Origin of the sequence: Proteus terrae subsp. cibarius (genome assembly GCF_011045835.1) — a bacterium.
Lineage (GTDB): Bacteria > Pseudomonadota > Gammaproteobacteria > Enterobacterales > Enterobacteriaceae > Proteus > Proteus cibarius.
On sequence record NZ_CP047350.1, the window covers coordinates 92,542 to 116,429 of the forward strand.

At 51.4% G+C, this 23,888-nt stretch carries 20 protein-coding genes; 18 read left to right on the top strand and 2 right to left on the bottom strand.

Translation table 11 applies throughout. The features are described from left to right. Positions 1–139: 139 nt before the first annotated feature. The 15 genes from traL (at position 140) to traN (ending at position 19,934) form a co-directional block, all read left to right on the top strand. On the top strand, positions 140–421 hold the full coding sequence (traL, locus tag GTH25_RS18650) for a type IV conjugative transfer system protein TraL (RefSeq protein WP_000805625.1): 282 nt from the start codon (positions 140–142) through the stop codon (positions 419–421). Further along, positions 418–1,044 carry a TraE/TraK family type IV conjugative transfer system protein gene (locus tag GTH25_RS18655; protein WP_001049716.1) on the top strand — a complete coding sequence of 209 codons (627 nt, stop codon included), beginning with the start codon at positions 418–420 and terminating at the stop codon, positions 1,042–1,044. The genes traL and GTH25_RS18655 overlap by 4 nt, the downstream gene beginning before the upstream one ends. Beyond that, on the top strand, positions 1,028–1,945 hold the full coding sequence (locus GTH25_RS18660; RefSeq protein ID WP_000794249.1) for a TraK domain-containing protein: 918 nt from the start codon (positions 1,028–1,030) through the stop codon (positions 1,943–1,945). The genes GTH25_RS18655 and GTH25_RS18660 overlap by 17 nt, the downstream gene beginning before the upstream one ends. Then, positions 1,945–3,258 (top strand): TraB/VirB10 family protein, encoded by a 1,314-nt coding sequence (locus GTH25_RS18665; RefSeq protein WP_024131605.1) that lies wholly within the window; start codon positions 1,945–1,947, stop codon positions 3,256–3,258. The genes GTH25_RS18660 and GTH25_RS18665 overlap by 1 nt, the downstream gene beginning before the upstream one ends. Beyond that, positions 3,255–3,833: a type IV conjugative transfer system lipoprotein TraV gene (gene traV, locus GTH25_RS18670; RefSeq protein ID WP_000793435.1), complete on the top strand. Its 579-nt coding sequence runs from the start codon at positions 3,255–3,257 to the stop codon at positions 3,831–3,833. Before GTH25_RS18665 ends, traV begins: the two co-directional genes overlap by 4 nt. A gap of 78 nt (positions 3,834–3,911) precedes the next feature. Beyond that, positions 3,912–4,229: a TraA family conjugative transfer protein gene (gene traA / locus GTH25_RS18675; protein ID WP_064754699.1), complete on the top strand. Its 318-nt coding sequence runs from the start codon at positions 3,912–3,914 to the stop codon at positions 4,227–4,229. A 200-nt stretch (positions 4,230–4,429) separates the two neighbouring features. Next, entirely contained in the window at positions 4,430–9,961 is a 5,532-nt protein-coding gene (locus tag GTH25_RS18680) for an Ig-like domain-containing protein (RefSeq protein ID WP_000606833.1), read from the top strand. 148 nt (positions 9,962–10,109) lie between these two features. Continuing rightward, complete coding sequence (locus tag GTH25_RS18685) at positions 10,110–10,817, top strand: DsbC family protein (protein ID WP_001259347.1); 708 nt, start codon at positions 10,110–10,112, stop codon at positions 10,815–10,817. Then, positions 10,814–13,261: a type IV secretion system protein TraC gene (gene traC / locus GTH25_RS18690; protein WP_000637386.1), complete on the top strand. Its 2,448-nt coding sequence runs from the start codon at positions 10,814–10,816 to the stop codon at positions 13,259–13,261. Before GTH25_RS18685 ends, traC begins: the two co-directional genes overlap by 4 nt. A 14-nt stretch (positions 13,262–13,275) precedes the next feature. Then, positions 13,276–13,593 (top strand): hypothetical protein, encoded by a 318-nt coding sequence (locus tag GTH25_RS18695; RefSeq protein ID WP_000351984.1) that lies wholly within the window; start codon positions 13,276–13,278, stop codon positions 13,591–13,593. After that, complete coding sequence (locus GTH25_RS18700) at positions 13,590–14,120, top strand: S26 family signal peptidase (RefSeq protein ID WP_001010738.1); 531 nt, start codon at positions 13,590–13,592, stop codon at positions 14,118–14,120. The genes GTH25_RS18695 and GTH25_RS18700 overlap by 4 nt, the downstream gene beginning before the upstream one ends. Then, positions 14,083–15,348 (top strand): TrbC family F-type conjugative pilus assembly protein, encoded by a 1,266-nt coding sequence (locus tag GTH25_RS18705; protein ID WP_000621288.1) that lies wholly within the window; start codon positions 14,083–14,085, stop codon positions 15,346–15,348. The genes GTH25_RS18700 and GTH25_RS18705 overlap by 38 nt, the downstream gene beginning before the upstream one ends. Continuing rightward, entirely contained in the window at positions 15,345–16,016 is a 672-nt protein-coding gene (locus GTH25_RS18710; RefSeq protein WP_001337754.1) for an EAL domain-containing protein, read from the top strand. Before GTH25_RS18705 ends, GTH25_RS18710 begins: the two co-directional genes overlap by 4 nt. After that, positions 16,013–17,020, top strand: coding sequence for a TraU family protein (locus tag GTH25_RS18715; protein WP_000983283.1), 1,008 nt, complete (start codon positions 16,013–16,015; stop codon positions 17,018–17,020). Before GTH25_RS18710 ends, GTH25_RS18715 begins: the two co-directional genes overlap by 4 nt. Positions 17,021–17,135: 115 nt before the next feature. Further along, positions 17,136–19,934 carry a conjugal transfer mating pair stabilization protein TraN gene (gene traN / locus GTH25_RS18720; RefSeq protein ID WP_001256487.1) on the top strand — a complete coding sequence of 933 codons (2,799 nt, stop codon included), beginning with the start codon at positions 17,136–17,138 and terminating at the stop codon, positions 19,932–19,934. A gap of 38 nt (positions 19,935–19,972) precedes the next feature. On the opposite strand, the gene GTH25_RS18725 is transcribed toward traN, so the two are convergent. Together GTH25_RS18725 and GTH25_RS18730 are read right to left on the bottom strand one after the other, a co-directional pair. Continuing rightward, the gene (locus tag GTH25_RS18725; protein ID WP_000709517.1) at positions 19,973–20,833 is read right to left on the bottom strand and encodes a hypothetical protein; all 861 of its coding nucleotides are present in this window, start codon (positions 20,831–20,833) and stop codon (positions 19,973–19,975) included. Positions 20,834–20,955: 122 nt separating this feature from the next. Beyond that, on the bottom strand, positions 20,956–21,597 hold the full coding sequence (locus tag GTH25_RS18730; protein ID WP_000796664.1) for a hypothetical protein: 642 nt from the start codon (positions 21,595–21,597) through the stop codon (positions 20,956–20,958). A 293-nt stretch (positions 21,598–21,890) separates the two neighbouring features. On the opposite strand from GTH25_RS18730, the gene GTH25_RS18735 reads away from it, so the two are divergent. From GTH25_RS18735 to GTH25_RS18745, 3 genes are all read left to right on the top strand, one after another. After that, positions 21,891–22,211, top strand: coding sequence for a hypothetical protein (locus tag GTH25_RS18735; RefSeq protein WP_000547566.1), 321 nt, complete (start codon positions 21,891–21,893; stop codon positions 22,209–22,211). Positions 22,212–22,514: 303 nt separating this feature from the next. Further along, complete coding sequence (locus GTH25_RS18740; protein ID WP_001186917.1) at positions 22,515–22,700, top strand: hypothetical protein; 186 nt, start codon at positions 22,515–22,517, stop codon at positions 22,698–22,700. A gap of 219 nt (positions 22,701–22,919) precedes the next feature. After that, positions 22,920–23,888 carry an AAA family ATPase gene (locus GTH25_RS18745; protein WP_000085162.1) on the top strand — a complete coding sequence of 323 codons (969 nt, stop codon included), beginning with the start codon at positions 22,920–22,922 and terminating at the stop codon, positions 23,886–23,888.

Genomic DNA, 23,888 nt, shown 5'->3' on the forward strand with positions numbered 1-23,888 from the left:
CCAGTAAACGCAAAAAAGGCGGCTTAGGCCGCCTTTTTTTATTTGTCGCTGGAAGTGCCCGAAAAGGGCGCGAAGCCGTGGCAGAAAATCAGTGACCCTGAATGAGAATACAGGCCACTAGGAAAAGAAGAGGGTTGCTATGAAGCCTGTAAAGATACCGCGCCGGGTCGATGAGCCCCCGCATCTGCTGTTGTGGAGCGCAGATGAGTTGGCCCCGATGCTTTTGGGGCTAACGATAGGGGTCATCATCGGTAAGGCCCTGATCTGCTTTCTGGGGGGGTTACTTGTAACCAACCTTTATCGCCGATTCAGGGATAACCATCCGGATGGATACCTGCTCCACATGATCTACTGGGCCGGGTTCATCATGACCAAGGCCAAATCTCTCAAGAATCCGTTTGTCCGGAGGTATTTGCCTTGAACCTGAAAAAGTATCTCAAGACCTGGGAAGGGACCCAAACAGAAAATAAGTGGGGACGAATCTTCCAGGGTGGTCTTATTGCTATCGTTTTCCTGCTGGTGGTCCAAGTATTCAGCAAGGAAACCATCGTCACTATCCAGCCTTTCACGCTCACGGAAGAAGCCTGGGTGACGAAAAATAACGCCTCTCAGTCCTATAAAGAGGCTTGGGGTTTCGCTTTTGCTCAGCTCCTTGGCAATGTGACGCCAGGAACCGTTGACTTTGTGAAAGAACGGATCACCCCGCTTCTCTCCCCGAGCATCTATCAGGACGTGATTGATGCCATCGAAATTCAAGCTCAACAGATCAAGAACGACCGCGTAACCATGCGGTTTGAGCCGCGTTTTGTTGAGTACGAGCCCAAGAGCGACAAGGTGTTTGTCTACGGATATTCCTACGTCAAAGGGGCTTCTTCTAACGAAGAGCGTAGCGAACGCTCCTACGAGTTCGCCATCAAGATTTCAAACTACGCGCCCGTGCTGGACTACATCGACACCTATGTAGGAAAGCCACGCACCAAAACTGTTTTGGAGCAACTCCAGCGCAAAGAAGAAAACCGGAGAAAGCATGAAGAACAACGCTAAACTTTCGCTCCTGGCGCTGTCCTTGGCGCTTGGAACTTCAATGGCCTATGCCTCGGATGACATTCCTGTTGTCCCGGCCAGTGTTATGAAAAAGGATGTTCCTGCCCCTGTGACGTCAGGACAAAGCTCCCATGAGGTTGTGGGCAGCATGAATGAAAACCCCTTACTGACGATGAAGCCGGGGGTTAACCAGATCATCCCGATAGCCGTTGGTCATCCGAACCGAATCGTCACGCCTTTCAGCAATCCTGAGATCGTTTCAACATCTCTGACCGGGGCGACGGATAACGGCCAGTGTGGTGAGGTCTGCATCAAAGAGAATGTGGTCTATGTCGCCACGGATAAGCAGTATCCGGTGACTATGTTCATTACTGAAAAAGGCTCGGAAGCCCAAGCTCTCAGCCTGACGATGGTTCCCCGTCGTATTCCGCCCAGAGAAGTCTTTCTCAAGCTCGATGGTGGTGTAGGTATCACTGGTGCTTTTGCCAATACCAAGGCTGAGACCTGGGAACAGAGCCAGCCTTATGTCGAAACCATCCGGTCAGTATTCCGAAAGATTGCTCTTGGTGAAGTCCCTCAAGGTTACACGTTGAACCGCATCCCTGCTGGTGCTGCGGTGCCGAGCTGCGCTCATCCTGGGGTAAAGGTGGATTTTAGCAAGGGGCAATACATGATGGGCCACCACCTTAACGTGTTCATCGGTGTCGCCCTGAACGTCTCTGATCAGCCTATTGAGTTCAAAGAGGCGTTGTGTGGGAGCTGGGATGTGGCTGCGGTGACTACGTGGCCGCTTAACGTGCTTGAGCCCGGCCAGAAGACGGAGATCTATGTGGCGAAGAAGCAGAAGCGTGGTCTCGCACCAACGTCTAAGCGTCCATCGCTGCTGGGAGGTGCCCAATGATTAAGCGATTTTGGACACAGTTAGACCCCAACAAGAAGCGTTGGGTGTCTATCGCTGGCGGCGTCTTCGTTCTTTTTGCGGTCGTGACAATGTTCTCTGGTGAACCCAAGAAAGAAGAGAAGCGCGGTCGCCAAGAAACCATCAAGCACGTTCTCACAGACAAAAACACCCGTGAGATCGGGATAGATTCGTTGTCTGCCGATGTGAAGATGGTGTCTCGTGAAAACTCCGACCTGAAAAAGGAGCTGGAACGAGTCAAGAAAGAGCTGGAGGAAACCAAAACCACTGCCGGGAAATCCAGTGATGTTGGCCGTGAGATGACCCGCCTTCGTCAAGATTTGGACCGCCTGACCCAGAAGAACATGGAATTGGCTAAGAAAGTCGAAACCGGCGCTGCTGGTGGAAAAACATCCTCTTCATCAGAGGATGCCAGAGCCGATGTTAATGGTGCATCTGGTGGTGATGGTCAGTTCATGGAGAAAAAGCTCGACTACAAAGATCCAGCATCCTTTTTTCGGGACGCACCGCTTCCTGACTCGAAGGGTGGGGCTCCTGCAACTGGCAAGGGAGACGGTCGTGATGCAACTAAACCAGGCATCCAAATAGTGAGCTACTCGCAGAAAGCGCCAGAAGTTGAAGAGAAGGACAACAAGGATGATGAGTCTATCTACCTACCTTCTGGCTCCATCCTGACAGGGGTGCTCATCAACGGTATGGACGCACCAACATCTCAAGGTGCTCGTCGAGATCCGTTCCCTTCGACCCTCAGGATTCAGAAAGAGGCTATTTTGCCTAACCGCTTCCGTGCGGATGTTCGTGAGTGCTTCCTGATTGTTTCAGGCTATGGAGATCTCAGTTCAGAGCGAGCGTACCTGCGTGGCGAGACCTTCTCGTGCGTTCGGGATGATGGGGGGGTCATAGAAGCGAAGCTGGATTCCTATGCAGTGGGTGAAGACGGTAAGGCCGGTGTCCGTGGTCGCGTCGTATCGAAGCAGGGGCAAATCATCGCCAAGAGCTTGATGGCAGGCTTCCTTGGTGGCGTTTCCGAAGCCTTTGACGTCAATCCTGTGCCGGTCGTCAGCACTAACCCTGGCTCAAATACCCAGTACCAGTCTGTGTTCTCCGACCAGATGTTGCAGGGAGCAGCAGTGAAGGGGGCCAGTAAGGCGCTAGATCGCATCGCTCAGTTCTATATCGACATGGCCGAAGGCATCTTCCCCGTTATCGAGGTCGATGCTGGCCGTCAGGTAGACATCATCGTGACCAAAGGAACCAAGCTACAAATTCGTTCCACCGGGGGAACCAAGAAATGAAAAATTTGAACATTTTGACCAGAAAGGGCAGTTCCAGAGGCGAGGCTCAAAAGGAACAGGCAGTAAGATCCGCAAAGATGTTGGGGGTGGGTGCAGCGCTACTTATTTTGTCGGGCTGTTCGACGTTCAACATCGGCAAGGATGAGTATAGCTGTCCGGGAATGCCGAATGGTGTTCAGTGTATGTCAGCGCGAGACGTTTACGCCGCAACCAATGACGGAAATGTCCCGCGCCCAATGAAACCAGAGGAAGTCGAGGCCAAAGCGGAAGCGGATGGCGAAGGTTCCTCAAACGTTTCAGCGAACTCATCTAGCTCCGGAGACCCGGTGATTGACAACTATGTCGCACCGCGTCTTCCGGATCGCCCGATTCCAATTCGTACACCAGCACAGGTTATGCGGATTTGGGTAGCTCCCTGGGAGGACACCAATGGTGATCTCATCGTGACAGGGTATGTCTATACCGAAATCGAACCGCGCAGGTGGGTGATTGGGGATGGCACACCGCAAAGTGAGCCAGTTTTGAGACCGCTGCAAACGGTACAACACGAACCGAAGTCTGAAACAACCAAATAGGAGATGTTCTTGATGAACGCAAATCAGTTGGCGAATGCCTCAAGTAAAAACAACGCACTCTTCCTCTTCCTGGGGTTGATGGTGGTAGCCTTCCTGCTCGTGCCGGATCAGGCCCACGCTGGTACTGGTGGTACAGCGTTTGACGACGTATGGGTAACTCTCAAGGATTGGACCCAAGGTACTTTGGGTCGAATCGTTGCGGGTGCGATGATCCTGGTCGGTGTTGTTGGTGGTATCGCTCGCCAGAGCCTCATGGCTTTCGCTATGGGTATCGGTGGCGGTATGGGCCTGTACAACTCCCCGACCGTAGTGGAATCCATCATGTCTGCTACTCTGGAACATGCAGAGAAGGTCATCCCGGCTGTTGTGCAACTCAGCAATGGCCTGGGGGTGTAAAAGACACCTTGCCGTTAATCAACGGGTGATAGGGGCAGCCTAAAAGCTGCCCTTATTTTTTGGCAAAAAGTCCAGTCATAACAAATTCCAACTATTTCCTTATTTGCTCAAAAAGGGCACTTCCACAGCCCATGTTTATGCACTCCCTCCCGTAACCTCCAGCATTGGGTTCTTGTAACTCAAAACGAATGGAGAATGCGATGATCAATTTCAAGCCTAAAATTCCGGCGATGCTTGGGGCTCTGGCGGTTCTTACCGCTGGTGCTGCTCATGCAGAGCTGCTGGAATACACCTTTAAGGCTCCAGATGGTACGCAACGGTCTCTGACTCCGAATGCCAACTATGCCAACCCAACGGGCAATATCTCGTTTGCCTTGAGTGCCGGTATCGACCGAAAGGTAAAGATTTCGGTGATTCGGTCGGATGGAACAGTGGTTTCGACAGCGACCAGCCACCTTCTTGGGGCTACTGATCGCATCACAGTGGGTGGAAAATCCTACTATGGTGCGGAACTTCAACTACCGGCTCCTTCCGAGGGAGTCTACAAACTAAGGGCCGAAATACTGGCGTCAGACGGAAGTTCCGTTCAGACTGATGAATACCCGCTTCAAGTCGATACGACAGCGCCAAGTTTGGCAAACGTGACAGTAAAAGGGGAATGGAACCGGGCGCTTTCTGATGGAACGCTACTGCGAGGTCCTAACCGATTTTCAGGTATAGATGTGTCTGCATCTGATGCCGGTTCTTCGGTTTCCTCTATACAGGCGTATGCTGTAGATAGCAAAGGCAAGAGGAGTCCTGTTGTCTCGGTTAATTACGCCAACGGCCAAGGCCAGTTGTTGAACTGGAGCACTGTGTTCCCTAATGGGGAGGATCTATATACGCTTCATTTCGAGGCCCTGGATAAAGCAGGGAACAAAGGGTCAATAGCCTATCCTATTGCTTGGGATTCAGTAGGTGCAAAGTCTGGAGAGAATCCTGAGCCAGTAGCAGTGTATGACCCTAAGAACCCGCAGGCCTCAACTTTTAAGGTTAATGGTCAGGCCCTATCAGGTTTTGCGCCTTATCAGAACGGAATGACCATTTATTCCGATACCTACAGGGTGCTCTACCGGATACCCAAAACAAACTCCTATCCTTCTTCACCTTACGGTGCTCAAAGCGGTAACTGGTGTGATTATAAAAACTGTATTGAAGGCAATATCATTGCCGAAGACGGTACATATGATTATCGGCAGACGCAAGCTGATGTATTCCAGCAACATGGGACAAAAACTAAGTCGTTTATTATTTACGACTGGGTTATGAACTCTCTTGGTAATACATCCGTCAGTGTGAAAGCTGATCCATCGGTTAGCTTGGCTCCCATCGGTAAGTATGTTGAATATCTTAGGGATGATGGTCAGTGGGTCCGCGGTGAAACCATTAATATGAGCTCAGTTAACCATTATAAAAAACTGAGATTTCATGTTGAGCCGAGACCTTACGCTCAGGAGTTATGGGGATCTTGGTTGCCTACTACTAAAATTCCGGCAAATGCTTCTTATGCAGAAGTGGATACGGATATATCGTTCAGTGGGCGCTCATGTTCATGGCCTGGATATTGGTCTCGACCGGAAGGGAAGCCTGAACTTCCGTCTGATCGGATTGGGGCAACGTTCTGCTATGACCTTAACCCTCCTGAAATTGCTGGGTTAGAACGAAATGGGCGGATTTTTAAAGCTCATTTCCGTGAGCCTGATTCATTTGACGGTTGGGGTGTTAACCAGTGGGTTATTTCTAACAACTCAAGTGCGTCTGCGATAACCTCGACTGGCGAAGAACGTCCGTTGTCTCGTACTGAAGTTCTTCGTAGTAGCACAAATGATTGGTTTTTCACATTTTCTGCTGAGAATCTGTCAGAGGGCACATATACCGGCATATCTCTCGTAGCTAAAGATGCTTTCGGTAATGAGGTTAAGCAGGTATTCACTGGCTCCCAATATGCTATGAGCATAGATAATTCAGCGCCGACACTAACCGTATCGATCAGTGATGGAGCACCAATCCAGTCTTTGGATGATGTTGTAATCACCTTGACTGATACTGCCGACCCGAGTCCTAAGCTGACCTCTATTGCCCTCGTCGGAGGCCCAGCCGATGACAAGGTGCAGTTGTCTTGGCGTGAGGAGTCGAAAGGTCGATTCCGCCTTGAGTACCCGGTAATGTTCCCGTCTTTGAAGGAAGGGGAATCTTACACGCTGACTGTTTCCGGTGAGGACGCACAAGGCAACGCGGTTCAAAAGGCGGTTGGCTTCGAGTACAAACCGCGTCAGGTGATGCTGGCGGATGGGATGGATGGCAAGGTTATGGTCCCCGCTGTCACTCATGAATTTGTTCATGCAGATGGCAAGCGGATCATCGAGACCAAGCCGCTGACGCTCAGTGATGGTGCTGTCGTGACAGGTTCATACGACGTGTTTGCGACCCTCCGTTCTGATGCGAAAGTGCCGCTGGTGGTGAATGGGGTGCGTATCGAGCCGGGCCAGACAATGGGGATCATGAGCCAACATGATTTCGGTGCGTCAGGTGGTCGTTTGAGCATTCCGGTTAAACCGGCTGTTCCTGATGTGGTCGGCTCTTCCAGTCTTCTTGTCATGACCTCCGCGCCGAACTCACCCATCTTGGTTGTGGACATCAATACCTGGAAAGGGACGGCCAAGCTCTCGGCTGAATCATGGACAATTCGCCAGGTTATTGACCCGGTGAAAATCTATGCCCTGCCAGAGTCGGGTGTGCCTTGCCGGTTCACCACGAAAGAGGATGTGGCTATGGCCGCAGACCCAATTCGTGACCCGGTGTGTTTGCTCCAATGGGACAGAACTCCGGATGAGGCTGAACAAACTACGCAGGACAACAACGGGATGAAAGTTGCCGGGCTGGTGGGGCAGGCTGTGAGCATTGGTGAACAACCTGTCGAATACAGCCTGTACCTGTTCAGTGGTGACGGTTCCAAGGTAAAAGTTGGGTCTGGCTCTCAGAACCTGACGGTAACTACTGCCTATGGCTCTGTTGGTTACACCCCGATTGATGACATTGCTCAGGTGAATCGCGTCATTGAAGACTTTGATGTGAACTTCAAGCAGAGCAAAGGTCCTGATTGTTCAATCACTCTCAGTGCTGACCGTGCGAAAAACGAGGCCGCGAACAAAGCTGTTGGCAGTGCAAGCCGCACCTGTCTGTTCGAGTGGCAGCAGATCCCCGATGGACTGGTCCAAGACCCGTTATCGGAATCTCCTTCGTTGTCAGGTTCCCTGGCCGAGAACGGTGATCACCCTCTGGGGTGGCGGGTAAGTATTTTCACCCGTAACGGCACTCGGGTGACGTTGAACGACGAGACTTTCAATGTCGAAGCGGTTGACCCACCAGCTCCGACCGTTGAACTAGCCTCCGACTACAACTTCAAAGACAACATCTACTTGGTGCCGATGACAGGTAACTACCTGGGTGATGCCATTATCAACTCTGAACGAGCTGATCTGGATATTGCCATATCGCGCAACTCTGATGTTCTTGAGTCTGAGACCTTCACTCCGGGATGGGGTGCCACCAATAAGGTGTATCGCCGCATCAATACCGATGAGCGAGCGTTGTGGGAGGAGACCACCTACAAGGTGAACGCGGCCTACAACAAGGTGCCTGATGTGAAGACTGAGGTTGTCTACCGGGCTATCTCTGCACCTTCTGACAGTATCCGTCCTATCGTTGAAGTTAAAGGTGATACCGCGATTGACACCCAGGCATTGCCGGTTAGGGTTCTCATCCGTGATCAGTACAAACCTGATGGTGACTATGACGCTAACACGATGGGGGTGTGGAAAGTACGCCTGATCCAGCAAAAGGCCTACAACGAGACGGTTGCGCTCACTGATTATGCGGAAGCATCGAACGGTGAAGCTCAGTTCTCAGTAGACCTGTCTGGTGTGGATACTTCCTCCGTCCGTATCGCTGCTGAGGCTGTTCTGGAAAGCCCTGTTGAGGGTTACAACCGCACAGAGTTGTCTATCAGACCTGCCTTCTTGACAGTGCTTCGTGGTGGTGCCATCGGTGCTGGCGTGGAGGCTCGCAAGTTGTCTGGTGAAGCTCCGTTCACTGCTGTGTTCAAGCTATCTTTGGACGACCGTCAGGATCTCCGGGCTACCGGCCAGGTTGTGTGGGAAACCAGTAAGGACGACGGTAAAACCTGGGAGCAGTTCATCCCAGAAGATCGATACAAGTATCAGCTTGTGAAGACCTTCGACAAGGGGGAGTACCAGGTTCGGGCCAAGGTGGTGAACGTCAACTCAGGTGCGGAAAAGTACACCGAAGCGGTCAGTGTTGTCGCTTACGACAAACCTGATATTGCTGTTATCGGCCCGACCACGTTGTTTGTCGGAAGTGAAGGCAAGTACACAGCGAACCTGACGTTGAACGATGAGCCAATCTCCGGTGGCAATGCCATTGTTGAGTGGTCTACTGACGGTGGCAAAACCTACGCGCAGACAGGGGATAGCATCACGCTTTCGAGCGATGAAGAAACCCGATACCGCCTGTGGGCTCGTGTGCGCTCTGCCACTGCACCGGCTGATGACGGCTATGCCTATGAAGTTGCGAAAACGGCAGTTGACTTCCGAGCAGTGAAGGCCCCCCGTCCTTACGTGACAGGGCCGCGAGTCATTGAGACCGGTAAGAAGTATGTGTTCAAAGCCGAAACCAGCCTGCCTTACCGTGGGATGGACGTGAAGCTGAACGGGTTCTTCACGCTGCCTGATGGCTCAATTGTGCAGGGTGATACTGCTGAGTACGTGCCTTCGGACACTGACCTCAACCAGGCTACTGTAGAAACGAAGTACACCACCTGGATCGAAGGATACCGAGATCAGGGTGCAGAAGCCTCGCATAGCCTACGCTCCCGCGTGTGGCAGTATGTATGGCCGAGCTTCGGAATGCAGGTCAGGAAGAACGCTGACGTGGCTCCTGCGACGATCACCGCGTCAGTGCGGCCAATTGCCTTCAACGGCAAGCTGGAAGAACCGACCTACGAGTGGGAGTTGCCGGAAGGCGCAGTGATTCAGGATCAGCGGCAGGATATTGTCCGGTCCTTTGTGATCAATGAGCCGGGCGATTACAACATCAAGGTGACTGTCCGTGATGCTCGCGGCCATGAAACCGTGATCGAGCAACCGCTCAAGATCGGCCAGGCAGAGCCCTATGCTATCGACCTGCAATACTCTGGCTCGAACAAATACGAGCGTGAGCCTCTGGATGTGCTGTTGCGACCGTACATTTCTGGCGGCCACCCACGCGACCGTATTTCGACTCGCGTCTACTCGGTAGATGGTACGCCGTTGGAAAGCAGCGGTTACTACGGCAGAGCAACTCTGGGCGCTGGTGAGCACAGCATCAAGCTGAAAATAACCTCAGAAATGGGGCATGAAGCTGAGGGCGAGGTGAACATCAATGTGGCAGAGAACAAGTTGCCTGCATGTAGCCTGAGCTCACGAGAGACCGTTGGGTCGTGGATCGTTTATGCGAACTGCGAAGATACCGATGGCCGCATGAAGTCCTACGAATGGACCATTGCCGGTGAGTTGCAGAGCATCAGCTCTGATCGAGTGACTATCAGCAAGGGCACCTATGAAACGATGCCGACCATCTCTCTGGTTGGGGTCGATGACTCTGGTGGCAAATCCGAAGCTGTTACCATGAACTAAGGTTCATTCCTCTCAAAGCCCGGTTCAGACCGGGCTTTTTTTTGTATCGCGCTGGAATTGTCCAAATTGGGCTATTACAGAGGCGAGTCTATTTCCCTCCCCCGGATACACTGCCCAGCATCCAGTAATCCAATCTTAGGGGATAGACATGCGGACAAAATTACTCGGGGCGCTGATGGTGTTCGGGATTATTACCGGCACGGCTCATGCGTCATCGAAATTGGAAATCACCGATCCCAGAGCGGCGAAGATAGAGGACATCGTAGAGCTACCCATCAAAGGGGTTCGAGCCGTCCAAAGTGATGGGCAGATCATGTTCCTCTCTGAAAACGGGCGATTTGTTATTTCAGGACAAATCTACGACCTGTGGAGCAAGAAGCCCCTCAACACGATGTCCCAAATGAGGGATGTAGCGGAGCGTATCCACTTCAAGAGCATGGGCATGGATGTGGACACGCTGAACACCGTTTCGATGGGGCGTGGTGACAAAGAGGTGGTGGTCTTTGTCGATCCTAGATGCGCGGTTTGCCATCAGCTCATGGGTGATGCCAAATCGCTGGTGGATGATTACACCTTTAAATTTATCGTGATTCCTGCTCTGGGTGCTGAGTCCAACCGCTTGGCAAAGAACTTGTACTGCGCGAAAGACAAAACCCACGCGCTCGATGCGCTGATGAACAACACCTTGGGTTCCCTTCCTTCAAAAGAAACCTGCGACCCCGGCCAATACGATCAAACGCTGCTGACAGCTCATTTCATTGGGATTGAGGGCGTTCCGTTCGTGGTTGCTCCGGATGGTCGTGTCAGCAAAGGACGTCCGAAGAACCTGAAATCATGGTTGGAGAGTGTTGAATGATCGTAACCATCAAAAAGAAACTCGAAGAAACGTTGATCCCGGAGCACTTGCGAGCTGCCGGGATTATTCCTGTCCTGGCCTATGACGAAGACGATCATGTCTTCCTTATGGATGACCACAGTGCAGGCTTTGGTTTCATGTGTGAGCCCCTGTGTGGTGCCGATGAAAAAGTTCAGGAGCGAATGAACGGTTTCCTGAATCAGGAGTTCCCGTCGAAGACTACGCTCCAGTTTGTTCTGTTCCGCTCCCCGGACATCAATCAGGAGATGTACCGGATGATGGGGTTGCGTGATGGCTTCCGTCACGAGCTGCTGACATCTGTCATCAAGGAACGGATTAACTTCCTCCAGCACCACACGACAGAACGCATATTTGCCAAGACCAACAAAGGTATCTACGACAATGGCTTGATCCAAGACCTCAAGCTGTTCGTTACGTGCAAAGTCCCCATCAAGAACAATAACCCGACTGAAAGCGAACTCCAGCAGCTCGCACAGCTTCGCACGAAGGTCGAATCATCGCTTCAAACCGTTGGTCTGCGTCCCCGCACAATGACGGCGGTGAACTACATCCGGATCATGAGCACCATCCTGAATTGGGGGCCGGATGCTTCATGGCGACATGACTCTGTGGATTGGGAGATGGATAAGCCCATCTGCGAGCAAATCTTCGATTACGGCACTGATGTGGAAGTCAGCAAGAACGGCATCAGGCTGGGGGACTACCACGCGAAAGTCATGTCAGCGAAAAAGCTGCCTGACGTTTTCTACTTTGGTGATGCGTTGACCTATGCCGGGGATCTCAGCGGCGGCAACTCCAGCATCAAAGAAAACTACATGGTTGTGACCAATGTGTTTTTCCCTGAGGCAGAAAGCACGAAAAACACTCTGGAGCGCAAACGCCAGTTCACTGTAAACCAAGCCTACGGGCCGATGCTCAAATTCGTGCCGGTGCTGGCGGACAAAAAGGAGAGCTTCGACACTCTCTATGAGTCCATGAAAGAGGGGGCTAAGCCAGTCAAGATCACCTACTCGGTGGTTTTATTTGCTCCAACCAAAGAACGTGTTGAAGCGGCGGCGATGGCCGCACGAAACATCTGGCGTGAATCTCGGTTCGAGCTGATGGAGGATAAGTTCGTTGCTCTGCCGATGTTCCTCAACTGCCTGCCATTCTGTACAGACCGGGATGCAGTGCGAGACCTATTCCGCTACAAGACCATGACAACCGAGCAGGCGGCTGTGGTCCTGCCGGTGTTTGGGGAATGGAAGGGGACCGGGACCTATCATGCAGCGCTGATTTCCCGCAACGGCCAGCTCATGAGTCTGTCTCTTCACGACAGTAATACCAACAAAAACCTGGTGATCGCAGCCGAATCCGGCTCGGGTAAATCGTTCCTTACCAACGAACTGATTTTTTCCTACTTGTCCGAGGGTGCTCAGGTCTGGGTTATTGATGCCGGTAAGTCCTACCAGAAGCTGTCGGAAATGCTCAATGGCGACTTCGTTCACTTTGAAGAAGGAACGCACGTCTGCCTCAACCCGTTCGAGCTCATACAGAACTACGAGGACGAAGAAGACGCGATTGTCAGCCTCGTTTGTGCAATGGCGTCGGCCAAAGGCTTGCTGGATGAATGGCAAATCTCTGCGCTGAAACAGGTCCTTTCTCGCCTGTGGGAAGAGAAAGGTAAAGAGATGAAGGTTGACGACATCGCTGAGCGCTGTCTGGAAGAAGAAAACGACCAGCGCCTCAAGGATATTGGTCAGCAGCTCTACGCCTTTACGTCGAAAGGTAGCTACGGGAAATACTTCTCTCGCAAGAACAACGTCAGCTTCCAGAACCAGTTCACTGTACTGGAGCTCGATGAACTGCAAGGGCGTAAGCACTTGCGTCAGGTTGTACTGCTCCAGCTTATTTACCAGATCCAGCAAGAAGTATTCCTGGGTGAACGTAACCGCAAGAAAGTCGTCATCGTGGATGAGGCCTGGGACCTGCTCAAAGAGGGCGAGGTCTCGGTCTTCATGGAACATGCCTACCGCAAATTCCGTAAGTACGGTGGCTCCGTTGTCATTGCAACGCAGTCCATCAACGACCTCTATGAGAACGCAGTGGGCCGCGCCATCGCGGAGAACTCGGCCAGCATGTACTTGCTCGGCCAAACCGAAGAAACCGTGGAATCTGTTAAACGTAGCGGTCGTCTGACCCTTTCAGAGGGCGGGTTCCACACCCTCAAGACGGTACACACCATCCAGGGCGTGTACTCAGAAATCTTTATCAAATCGAAGAGCGGCATGGGCGTCGGACGCTTGATAGTGGGCGACTTCCAGAAGCTGCTTTATTCGACCGATCCGGTGGACGTTAACGCCATCGACCAGTTTGTGAAACAAGGCATGAGCATTCCTGAGGCAATCAAGGCCGTGATGCGAAGCCGTCAGCAGGCTGCATAACCAGGGAGACAGTAATGGACATTAAATCAATCGCAATCGCCGCCATTCTCGGTGCCGCTGGTGGCTTCGGCGGTAGCTACTACGTGATGAGCGAACAAACGGCAAGCATCCATCAGCGTTTGAATCAAACCCCGCCAGTGGTCGTGGTTGACTTCGCTAAAGTGGCGTCGGCGTATCCCGCTGGTGCCTCTCAGGAGGAAGTTGAAAGACTGATGGTCAAGACCAATGACGCAATTTTGAAGTTGAAAGACGCAGGTTATTTGGTCCTTGACGCAAGTGCTGTCGTCGGTGCTCCAAGTGACGTGTACCTCCCTGATGAGGTGCTGAAATGAATTTTCCACTCAAGAAGTATTTCGTCAAAAAGGAATCCTGGAAGCGCTTCGGGGTTAAGGCCGGTGTGACACTACTGGTTCTTTGGGCTGCTGGTGCGGCCTTTGCCAGCCGCTACCGTATTGGCATTGATCCACAACAGGAGAAGTGCCTGCCGGGTTACACCTTCTTCCTCATTGATCTGAACGACCAAACTCTGGAGAGGGGAGCTGTTTACGCCTTCCAAGCCAAGAACATGCAGCCTTTCTACAAGGACGGGACTCGCATGGTCAAAATCCTCACCGGTATGCCGGGGGATAAAGTCGAGATCAACGATAAGTGGAAGATCACCGTCAATGGTGATGTCGTCGGAGAGGGGCTCCAGCTCGCAGGGAAACTACATCTGCCAGAGAGCCACTTTTACGGCAAGACCACGCTGAAAGAGAATAACTACTGGTTTATGGGCAAAAGCCCATTCAGCTTCGACTCACGTTACTGGGGGACTGTGAAAAATGATCAGATCATTGGCCGCGCATATCCCCTGTTCTAAGAGCGTTCTGGTGGCGTTGATATTCTCTGTGGCTGGCGGGGCATACGCTCAAGAGTCTCCGCTCACAGAGCAGGATAAGGCGCTTATTGAGAAAGGAAAGCAAATTGCCCAAAAGGCCCAGAAGATGGAAATGCCATCTCTGTTGCAAAACCAACACATGGACGAGGCTCAGGCCGAAGCCAAGGCATTTTTCAAGCAGCTCCAAACTACTAACCCAACGCTCAAGGAGATGCACCGGAAACAGGCTGAAAAGGGTATCTACTCTGACCATCGGATACTGGTTTTCGCCTCGTTGTCTCTTGGCGAACAGGGGTTAGATGACGTCCTAACGGCGGTGTCAGGCCAGCCTGATTCTGTAATTGTGTTCCGTGGCATCCCGGAAGGAATGAACTTGGGGCAGGGAGTTAAAGCTATTCAGGCGCTCGCGGCCAAAAAAGACCCAGTGCCGAACATCATCATCAACCCTACGTTGTTCAAAACGTACAACATCACAGCCGTTCCCACGATTGTGATGCTGGAGGATGAGCCGCTGCCTGGCGAACAACCAAACGTCGTCGCCCAGGTCTCCGGGTTGTCCGACCCGGTATGGTTGGCTCGGGAAGTGGATAACGGAGAAAAAGGCGATCTCGGCGTTAAGGGGCCGGTGGAGAAAATCAGTGAGCCAGACCTTATTGATGTTGCCAAGAAACGCCTTGCCAATATCGACTGGGAAGAGAAGAAGAAACAGGCTATAGAGCGCTTCTGGACCAAGCAGAATTTCAATGAGCTGCCCAGAGCGCCAAAATCTCGAACACGAGAAATTGACCCTAGCGTCATGATCACCAGTGACATCAGCACTCCGGATGGCACTGTGTTCGCTCACGCGGGTGACGTGATCAACCCATTGTGCGATCCGAAGGAAGTTTGCAAGCCTGGAACGCGGCCATTTACCCAAGCGGTCGTAGTTTTCGACCCGCTGGACAAAAAGCAAATGGAGCTGCTCGCCAAGAAGCTGCCTGAAATTAAGCAGGAACCTGGCGTACAACGGATTACCTATATCGCCACAGAGTTCGACAAAGACAAAGGCTGGGATTCCTACAAGAGTGTCACCGACAACTTTGACGCGCCGGTATATCTGCTGACGCCAGATCTGATTACCCGGTTCGAGCTGGAGCACACACCGAGCGTCATTACTGCCAGAGGCAAGAAGTTTGTTGTCCGCGAACTTGCTGAGGAGGGCGGTGAATGATTTTTGCCCCGGCTTTCCAACCAATTAAAGACGTCGGCACAGGTTCGTTTGTCGCTGCTGAGGTACTGGCTCGTTGGTACGACGAAGGCCGGGTTCTTACACCATCCTCTCTGTCATCACCTCCTTATTGGGGGCTGGTGGATATGGAGATGGCACGGTTCATTCAGGACAACCTTCATTATTGCTTGGATCTGTACCCAGCTCTTTTTCTGAATGTCTCTGAACATACTTTGCAATCAGACGTCATTTTCAAAGCGTGGTGGAGGGTTGTCCGCGACATTGCTAAGAATCACTCATCACGGCTTGTCATCGAGATTACCGAGGGCATTCAGGATGCCTCTCTCGCATTGAGATGGGAGGCTCTTACCGAAATAGGGGTTGAGCTGGCGCTGGATGACTATGGAGACAAAAACTCTTCGCTGGAGCGCCTGAGTCGTTATGACTGGCACTATTGCAAGTTTGACGCGAGAAGACTGCGGTCGCTTGAAGACTACTCGGCCATCCTCCACTGCCGCCGAAAAGGCATACAGCTCATTGCTGAGCAGGTGGAGAGCTTCCCATTGGGGGAGAGCGCCAAATTACTTGGACTGTCATGGCAACAAGGTTTCTATCACGGGAAGCCTGCTGTCATGGAGAAACACTTGAATTACGTAAAGGCCTTACCATGATGCAAAAAATTCTACGGGTCATTGCCGTTAGCGCGGTCTTTTGGGTTCGTTCGGTATCGGCTGACCCTGGGTGCCAGAATGCGGAAGTAATCGGCGGAAAACTGATTACTGACATCTGCTGGAGCTGTATTTTTCCCATCAAAGTAGCAGGGGTTCCTATAAGTGGTGGAGGCGGATCATTCCCGAGTGAAGCCGTAAGCAACCCTCTGTGTATGTGCGAGGATAATCTAGGGGTCCCTCGGCCTGGAGTCACCACTTCTATGTGGGAGCCAGCACGGCTTGTTGAATTTCAGAGAGTGCCTGGCTGCTCATCTGTCTTGAATGGTGTCAGGTTCCCGTTTGATAGGACTAACCAAGGGCATCATGGCATGGGAGACATGGATGGTGGTGATGGTTCTTTTATGCACTATCACTACTATGCGTTTCCTCTGTTGGTGATGCTCGATTTATTTATTAAGCAGACCTGTAATGCTGATGGGTATATGGATCTCGACATCATGTACATGTCGGAGCTCGACCCGACCTGGAACAATGATGAGCTCGCTTTTTTTACCAATCCAGAGGCGGCGGCAGTAGCAAACCCAATTGCGGCGGCTGCGTGTACTGCTGATGCTGTCTCATCAACCGCTGGAAAACCTTTAAAACAGCTTTTCTGGTGTGCTGGTTCATGGGGCACCCTGTATCCATTTAGTGGCAACCAGAATGGTGGAAAAGGTGTTATCCGCGATAGCAGTCTTCTTAGCACAAGGGTTCTGGCTGCTTTGCATCGCCGGGGGTTAGCGTGGAAGACAATGGGTTCTGAGGCTATGTGTAGAGGTGTTATTAGCCCAACACTACCCAAAACGCAGTACAAATTCACGCTATTGCATCCGGTTCCAGAGACAAACTCATCTCACGTAATTGGCGAATCCACTCTTACGTGGGGTCTGGCGCGAACTATACCGGCAATTGGGCAAGACCCTATTTACACCATCTGGCGATGGAATGATTGCTGTAACAATTGAGCAGACCCTAACGAATTTGCACGGGCATTTTAGATTATGCCCCAAAAGGGCCACTACACGTACAGGTGGCCCTTGTCTTCTCAGATAGCATGGGAAGGTTGAAATGGAGAACACAATGCGAAGTCATAATTACTTTATGAAAGCTGTGGCCTCGCTGTTGACAGTAACCATGTCTGCGCTGCCGATACATTCCTACGCTAACGGTAGCCAAGACCAGGACATCACAGCGGTGGGTAAAGAGGCCCAGGCTTTCGGACAAAACCTCTCAAACTCATTCAAGTCGAGCTCGGGGACTGTGCAAGATGGCACAATCTCTATGCCGACGTTGAAAGACGGTCAATTCCAAATGAACGGGGGGAGTCAGATTAATGTCAATGATCTATTCCCCGGAACGAGCGGGACCAACAATAAACCTGATAGTTATTACTTCCCTGATGCCAATAAACCTGATGTGGGCGGTCTGCAAGGCATTTACGACTCTGGCGATGACATGGACAGCGTGGGGAATAATGCAAAAGGGTCGCTGTGGAGTGATGCCAATAGTGCTAATCCATCAATCTCTGGTGCGGCATACAAGGTTCTTCTCGATGCCTCTAATCGATCACGCCCTGATTTCAGTAATGACCCTGTACTAAATCTAAGCAAAAAGACCTATGAGGATATGGACCTCATCGCAGGTGGCTTTGGGGATTGTTCTGCCGAAACAACCATCAATCAGAATACTATCAACGCCCACATTCCAGAGTATGAACGGTGTCAGCGTGTTGTAGATCAAAGCGCGGACTGTGAGGTTGTCCATGACTACGATGCCTCTGTGGTGAAGCACTATGATGGTCCATATAACCTCAAATCTTGTGGAGAAGGCTGTACTGAGTTGTGGATTGGCCGAGTTGGTAACGACTACTGGAGTGGCAACTGTTCGATTTATGAGGAATACACGCGGGTCCAAGTCAGTAATCCAGACGCCATAGTGTCTGCAACTCTTGAGTACGCCAAGTGGGATGACTACATGCAAGTTTGGGTTGGTAAATCAGGTCAGGAAACTAAAGTATGGTCCGGCCCTGACGGCAATTTCCCTCCAGAAACGGCTGGCCGATGTGAATTGTCAACAAGTTGGGAGCGAAACCCTAATATTGATGTCACTCCCTATTTCAAGAATGTGAAAGATGGTGATGTTGTTACGTTTAAGATCCGCGTTTCAGTAACTGGCGCAGGTGAGGGTTTTGGCCGCATAAAGCTACGCTATGACCCATCAAAAGCCATTACCAAGGATGAGTGGGCTCCACAGAGCTGCATGGATTCAGCCAAAGGGGTTGTAGATGGTTTTGCGGAAGGCGAGATCACATGTATAGATGACCCGACTGATGCTACGGGCTGCACAGTCATCAATGGGATCAAAGTTTGCGAATCTCAACTCAAGCCGTCACCTTTGCCTGGTATTCCAAAACTATGCAAAAAGGTTCGAGTTAAAGCTGACTATGACTTTTATAAGGGGCAAATGGACTGCTGGACAGACCCTCAAGGTGAAACGCACTGTCCGGTAAACACGGGCGGGAATCTCGATAGCTGTCAGAAATATGAAGAAAACCCTCAGTGCGGCTTCATCAGTTCCAAATGTGTTGATGGTGCTCAGGGAAGTTCTGGTACGTGCTACGTCCACGAGGATACTTATGACTGTGGTACAGATGTTTCTGTTCCGACCTTGGAAAAGGAAACTGAGTACCAGTGCGGTGGGCCTATACGCTGCATGGGAGATGACTGCCTTGATTTGACCAAAACACAAAGCACTGATTTTGCTCGCGCTACTGCGTTGCTCAATGCAGCCCAATTCATGACGCAGGATATGAGCTGCACAGGCCAAGATGGGGATGACAATCCTACCGGGGATGAAAACGTTATTTGCTCTGCTTTTGCAGGGGAAGCTGGCGAATGCAAGATAGCTGTTGGGGGAGTTTCTGATTGCTGTGAAAAGCCAACCAATATATCTCTTGCCGATTATCTGAACCTAATAATGGCCGTTCCAAAGCTCGATGGCGCAGTGATGGGGCTGACTGATGGTAATGCGCTTAAAGGTGCTTATCAGGTACTTAGGGAACCTGCCCTTCAAGGGTGGACAGAAGTCACAAAACCGTTCACAAGTTATATAGAGAACGTTTCAGGTGCTGTTGATTCGTTCTTCCAGCCTGTAGAGCAGTTTGTTGATCAACTCATTGACCAGCTCAAAGAGCAAGTCAAAGAAGTGATGATGGATGTCATGAAATCAGCAGGCCAAGATGCAGCAACAGAGCAGGCGGCTGCCGCAGCATCTGAACAAGCTGCCGAAGCAATGATGGAGACTGCGACAACATGGCTTAGCACTGCCATGACGATATATACCGTCTATGTCGTTGCGATGGTGATGATCCAGATGATTTATAAGTGCGAGGAAGAAGAGTTCACTATGAACGCCAAAAGAGCGCTCAAGAATTGCACCTATGTAGGCTCTTATTGTAAATCTAAGGTGTTGGGCGCTTGTATTGAAAAAAGAGAAGCGTATTGCTGCTTCAATTCTCCGCTCTCTCGTATTATACAAGAACAGGTTCGCCCTCAATTGGGGCAGAACTTTGGAGACCCCAAAAATCCTCAGTGTGAAGGGATTCCACTAGATAAAATTGCCGAAATTGATTGGAGCAAAATTAATTTGGATGAGTGGCTTGGGATATTACAGCAGAACGGTAAATTCCCTGATCCGGCCTCAATAAATCTCGACTCGCTGACTGGAGCAGGGAATGACTTCAATATTGACGGGACGCGGAAGAATGCTCAGGAAAGGGCGTTGGAGCGGTTGGAAGGGATTGATATTGACGCGAAGCGAAAAGAGGCGACAAACAGCATAGACCCTCAAACAGGCGCGCCAACTGGTGGTGGTGGATAAAAAAAGGGGCCTTTCGGCCCCTTTCTCATGTAGATTGATTACGCTTCTGGGTAAACAAATAACTCTGCTTTTCCCTGATCAAGAAGGTAAGGGAAAGCAACTTTTTCGCCATTATCCAGCTCAACCGATTTTGGAGCAAGGTAGAGGTAGGCCCAAGCTGGTAGCTGTTTGCTAATAGCTGCGTAGATCGCTTGCTGAGGAGCATGGCTTGCTGCCCCATTACCGACATTCACAAAGTTGTATGCGGTCTCATGGCCTGATGTGAAGGCATACGCTGTACCTTGAACGCCAGAGACAAAATTAGGAGCTGACCCTAGGCGAGGCTCCACGATTTTCACCTTAACGGAACACATGTCAGCTACCTTACTTTGTCCGTTCACCCACGTCGGGCAACCCCATTCATTCTTGTAGAACTGATAGGTTAGGCGACCATCTTTGTCATACAGAAGCGTGAAATTGGCACCCAAATCAGTCAGCGCTGACTCAATGGAAACTTTCACATGTGAAAGAAATTTGGCCTGAGCGTCTGCCGGTGAAACTGCTTCGTTAGCAGGCATCCAAGCGATCAAGCTATTGCGAGCGCCATGCTGTTTGGGGCCGATAGCCCAGTTCGCAAGGTTGACCAAGCCACCTTGCCAGTCGGTCATTCCGAGCTGAGGGGACATGTAGCCAGACAGCACGTAGGCTGCCCCAAACGTTTTGGTGTCGGTCAGACGCTCCAGCTTGTCACGCGGAACAGAAGCGTCTTGGATGCCTGTTACCAGGCCACCGGCCTCCGCGATGTTGTAAGCGCGACTGTGATTGGTTTTGTACGCTGTGGGTTCGTAACTGCTGGTGGATGCACAGCCAGATAGAGCTGCTACAGCCAGAGCCACGGTGGTGATTAAAGCCTTTTTCATGTTGTTCTCCGTTCTTACCTGAGTTGAATCTGATTTACTTCGATAATATCACAGCATCAAAAAATGCAACCATAAAAGACAAAAAAAAGCCCCTCGGGCGAGGGGCAAAGGTTTGGGCTGGGTTATGCTGCTTTTGTTTTCTCGGCTTCGTCTGCGATTTCCTTGTCGCCGGTTGCAGATTCCGGAGCGGCTTCGGCCACTTCACCTTCTTTGCCTTTGCTGTGGGCGGAAATGCGAGCCCGTTTCTCGATGCCGATGATTCGACCGGCCAGCTTGATGAGGCGTTGCTGCCATTGGTAAGTGGCGTCGGTGCGCTGCTTGCTGGTCAGTACGGTGTTCAGCCAGAGAGTGTCAACGATCCCCATCAGGGTATCCAGTTTGCGGATCAGGTGTGCAAACTGAGCAACCTGAGGAGAGTTGATCTCGATGGTGTATTCATTCGGGTTGGTGTAGCCGGGCATCATGTCGATGCCGTTGTCTTCCATCAGCTTGTTGAGCTGGGCGGTAGCTTTGTCCAGGTCTTCGGAGACCTTGGAAATGTGTTCCAGGATGACGGTTTCAACCTGGTCGATTTCGTCCTGCTCACCGATGATGCGAAGGATCACGTCGATGGAGAACAGGGAGTTGGAAACTCGCTCAAAGCTGCGTTCCATGACGCGCTGAGCTTGGAGGCTGTTTACTTTCAGAACTTGCTTGAAAACAGGGCGAGAGTAGTGGTTGCTGCGGTCGTTGTTTGTGTCCAGTGCTACTTGTGCTTCTGCCATTAGAGATACTCCTAAATTTGAGGTACAGATAAACGCACTGGAAAGGATAAATGCGGTCAATCTGTAACCTGACCTCTCGAAGTGCCCAAAATGGACAGTTACAGCGTTTTCTGTTTAGCAAAGGTGAGCTATATTTGAATCATCTTAGTCGCTCTGCGGCTATAGGTGAGATAGCTGGTCTCCGAAAACAAACAGCATCTAGTCTTATGCCGTATGGCATTACTTAACCCCAAGCCGGGGGCTTCTCCCGGTTTTCGGGTGTTGCCCCTGTTTTTTTACATAGGAGCAACACCATGCACATCATCACTTTCATTGTAGTTCTGCTTGCATCTCTGGGCGCACTGTACGTAGGCGCGAAGGCATTTGCTTTTTCCTTCATCGTTCTCGCTAAAGTGTTCCAGCGTATCGGTTTGTTCCTTTGGAACAAATTCGCAGTTCCTGCAATGCGGTCTGTACAGGCCGTCATCAAAGAACGTGCTGCCAAGGCTGAACAAGCCAAAGCAGTCGTTGAACCTGAGGTAACTCAAGTTCAAGAAGTCGCTAAACAAGAACCTGACTGGGATTATCTCGAAATCCCGACTTACCTTCGTAAGGGCAAGGAACTTGTTTGGTAATAACTGTCGCTGAGTAATCTTCGACACTTTCAAACCCATCGGGGCAACCATACCCCGACGGGGATGTTGCCCCTTTTTGCTTAGGAGCAACATCATGGAAATCGCTATCATCGCTTTGTGTATCCCTACTGGTTGGGCAATCTCTCGTCCTTTCGTGAGAATCGCTGAATCGTTCGGTTACTGCTGATAGTCAACGCAAAGGGAGGGGGCAACCCCTCTCTTTCTGGTCAAGCCTCTGTGGCTTGTCCTCAAAGTCTTCTGGTGTCAGTTGGCTTTGACGACAAGCTACAGGGGGAATGTCGAATGCAACAGAATCTTCATGTTTACGACGATCACGCAGGCATCATCTATCTGGCTGATGGACGCGAGGTGAAATTTGATCCGAAACTGTATTCCAGCTCCTACCAGGCGCACAGTGAAGCAGTGAAGTGGGCCAAAGAAACCGGGGTCATTGGTCAAAACGACGATGTGGTGATGTTCGTCCATTGAGGGAGTGGCCTCCAGGAGAGGCTACTCTCCTCGCTCCTTAAAAGTCTTCTTACTCATGGTGAATACCATCAGTAAGCAGATTTTGTTCTCTTCGGAGAGCGAAAAGTGCGATAGCTGGTCGCCAAAAACAAACAGCAAATTAACGTTAATTTACTAGCCCAACCGGGCGCATCCGCCCGGTTCGGGACGTGGTGCGCCTGTCACAATAGGAGCGCACCTATGTCTCAATACTCTCAATTCTCAGTAAGCAAGGTTTTCGGTATGCCCAGCATTCCGGAGAAGGTAACGGCCATCGGCTACGCTGACGGTTCAAACCCTTTCATCCCTGCCACTGATACCAACTACGTTTTCCGCAAAGAGTTTCTGCGAGAGGTCTTGGCCTATCTCAAAGAGCCTGGCGGTGACGCATTGTTCGTAACCGGCCCTACCGGGTCTGGCAAAACCTCAGGTATCACCGAGATCGCTGGTCGTCTCAACTGGCCTGTTCAGCAAATCACTGCCCACGGGCGGATGGAGCTGACAGATCTGATTGGACATCACGCTCTGGTCGCGGAAAAGCCTGGTCAACCACCTGTCATGAAGTTCATGTATGGACCTCTGGCAGTCGCTATGCGTGAAGGTCATCTGCTCCTCATCAACGAGGTGGATTTGGCCGACCCTGCCGAGCTGGCTGGTCTCAACGATGTCCTTGAAGGGCGTCCCCTTGTGATCGCTCAGAATGGCGGGGAAATCATCAAGCCGCACCCGATGTTTCGTGTGGTCGTTACTGGTAACTCTACGGGGTCCGGTGATGCTTCTGGTTTGTACCAGGGGGTGATGATGCAGAACCTCGCAGCTATGGATCGCTATCGTTTCACCAAAGTAGGGTATGCGGATGAGGAAGCTGAACTCAGCATTCTTGGCCGTGTTACTCCGAAACTTCCGGAAAATGTGCGGAAGGGAATGGTTCGGATTGCTAATCAGGTCCGCAAACTGTTTCTTGGCGAAAACGGTGAAGATGGTCAGATCAGCGTCACCATGTCCACTCGGACGTTGGTGCGTTGGGCGAAACTGTCTCTAGCGTTCCGTGGTGCCCCAAATGCTCTTGAATACGCCCTGGATCAAGCTCTGCTTATCCGTGCGGCCAAAGAGGAGCGTGAAGCCATCCTGCGTGTTGCGAAGGATGTGTTCGGGGACCAATGGCGCTAA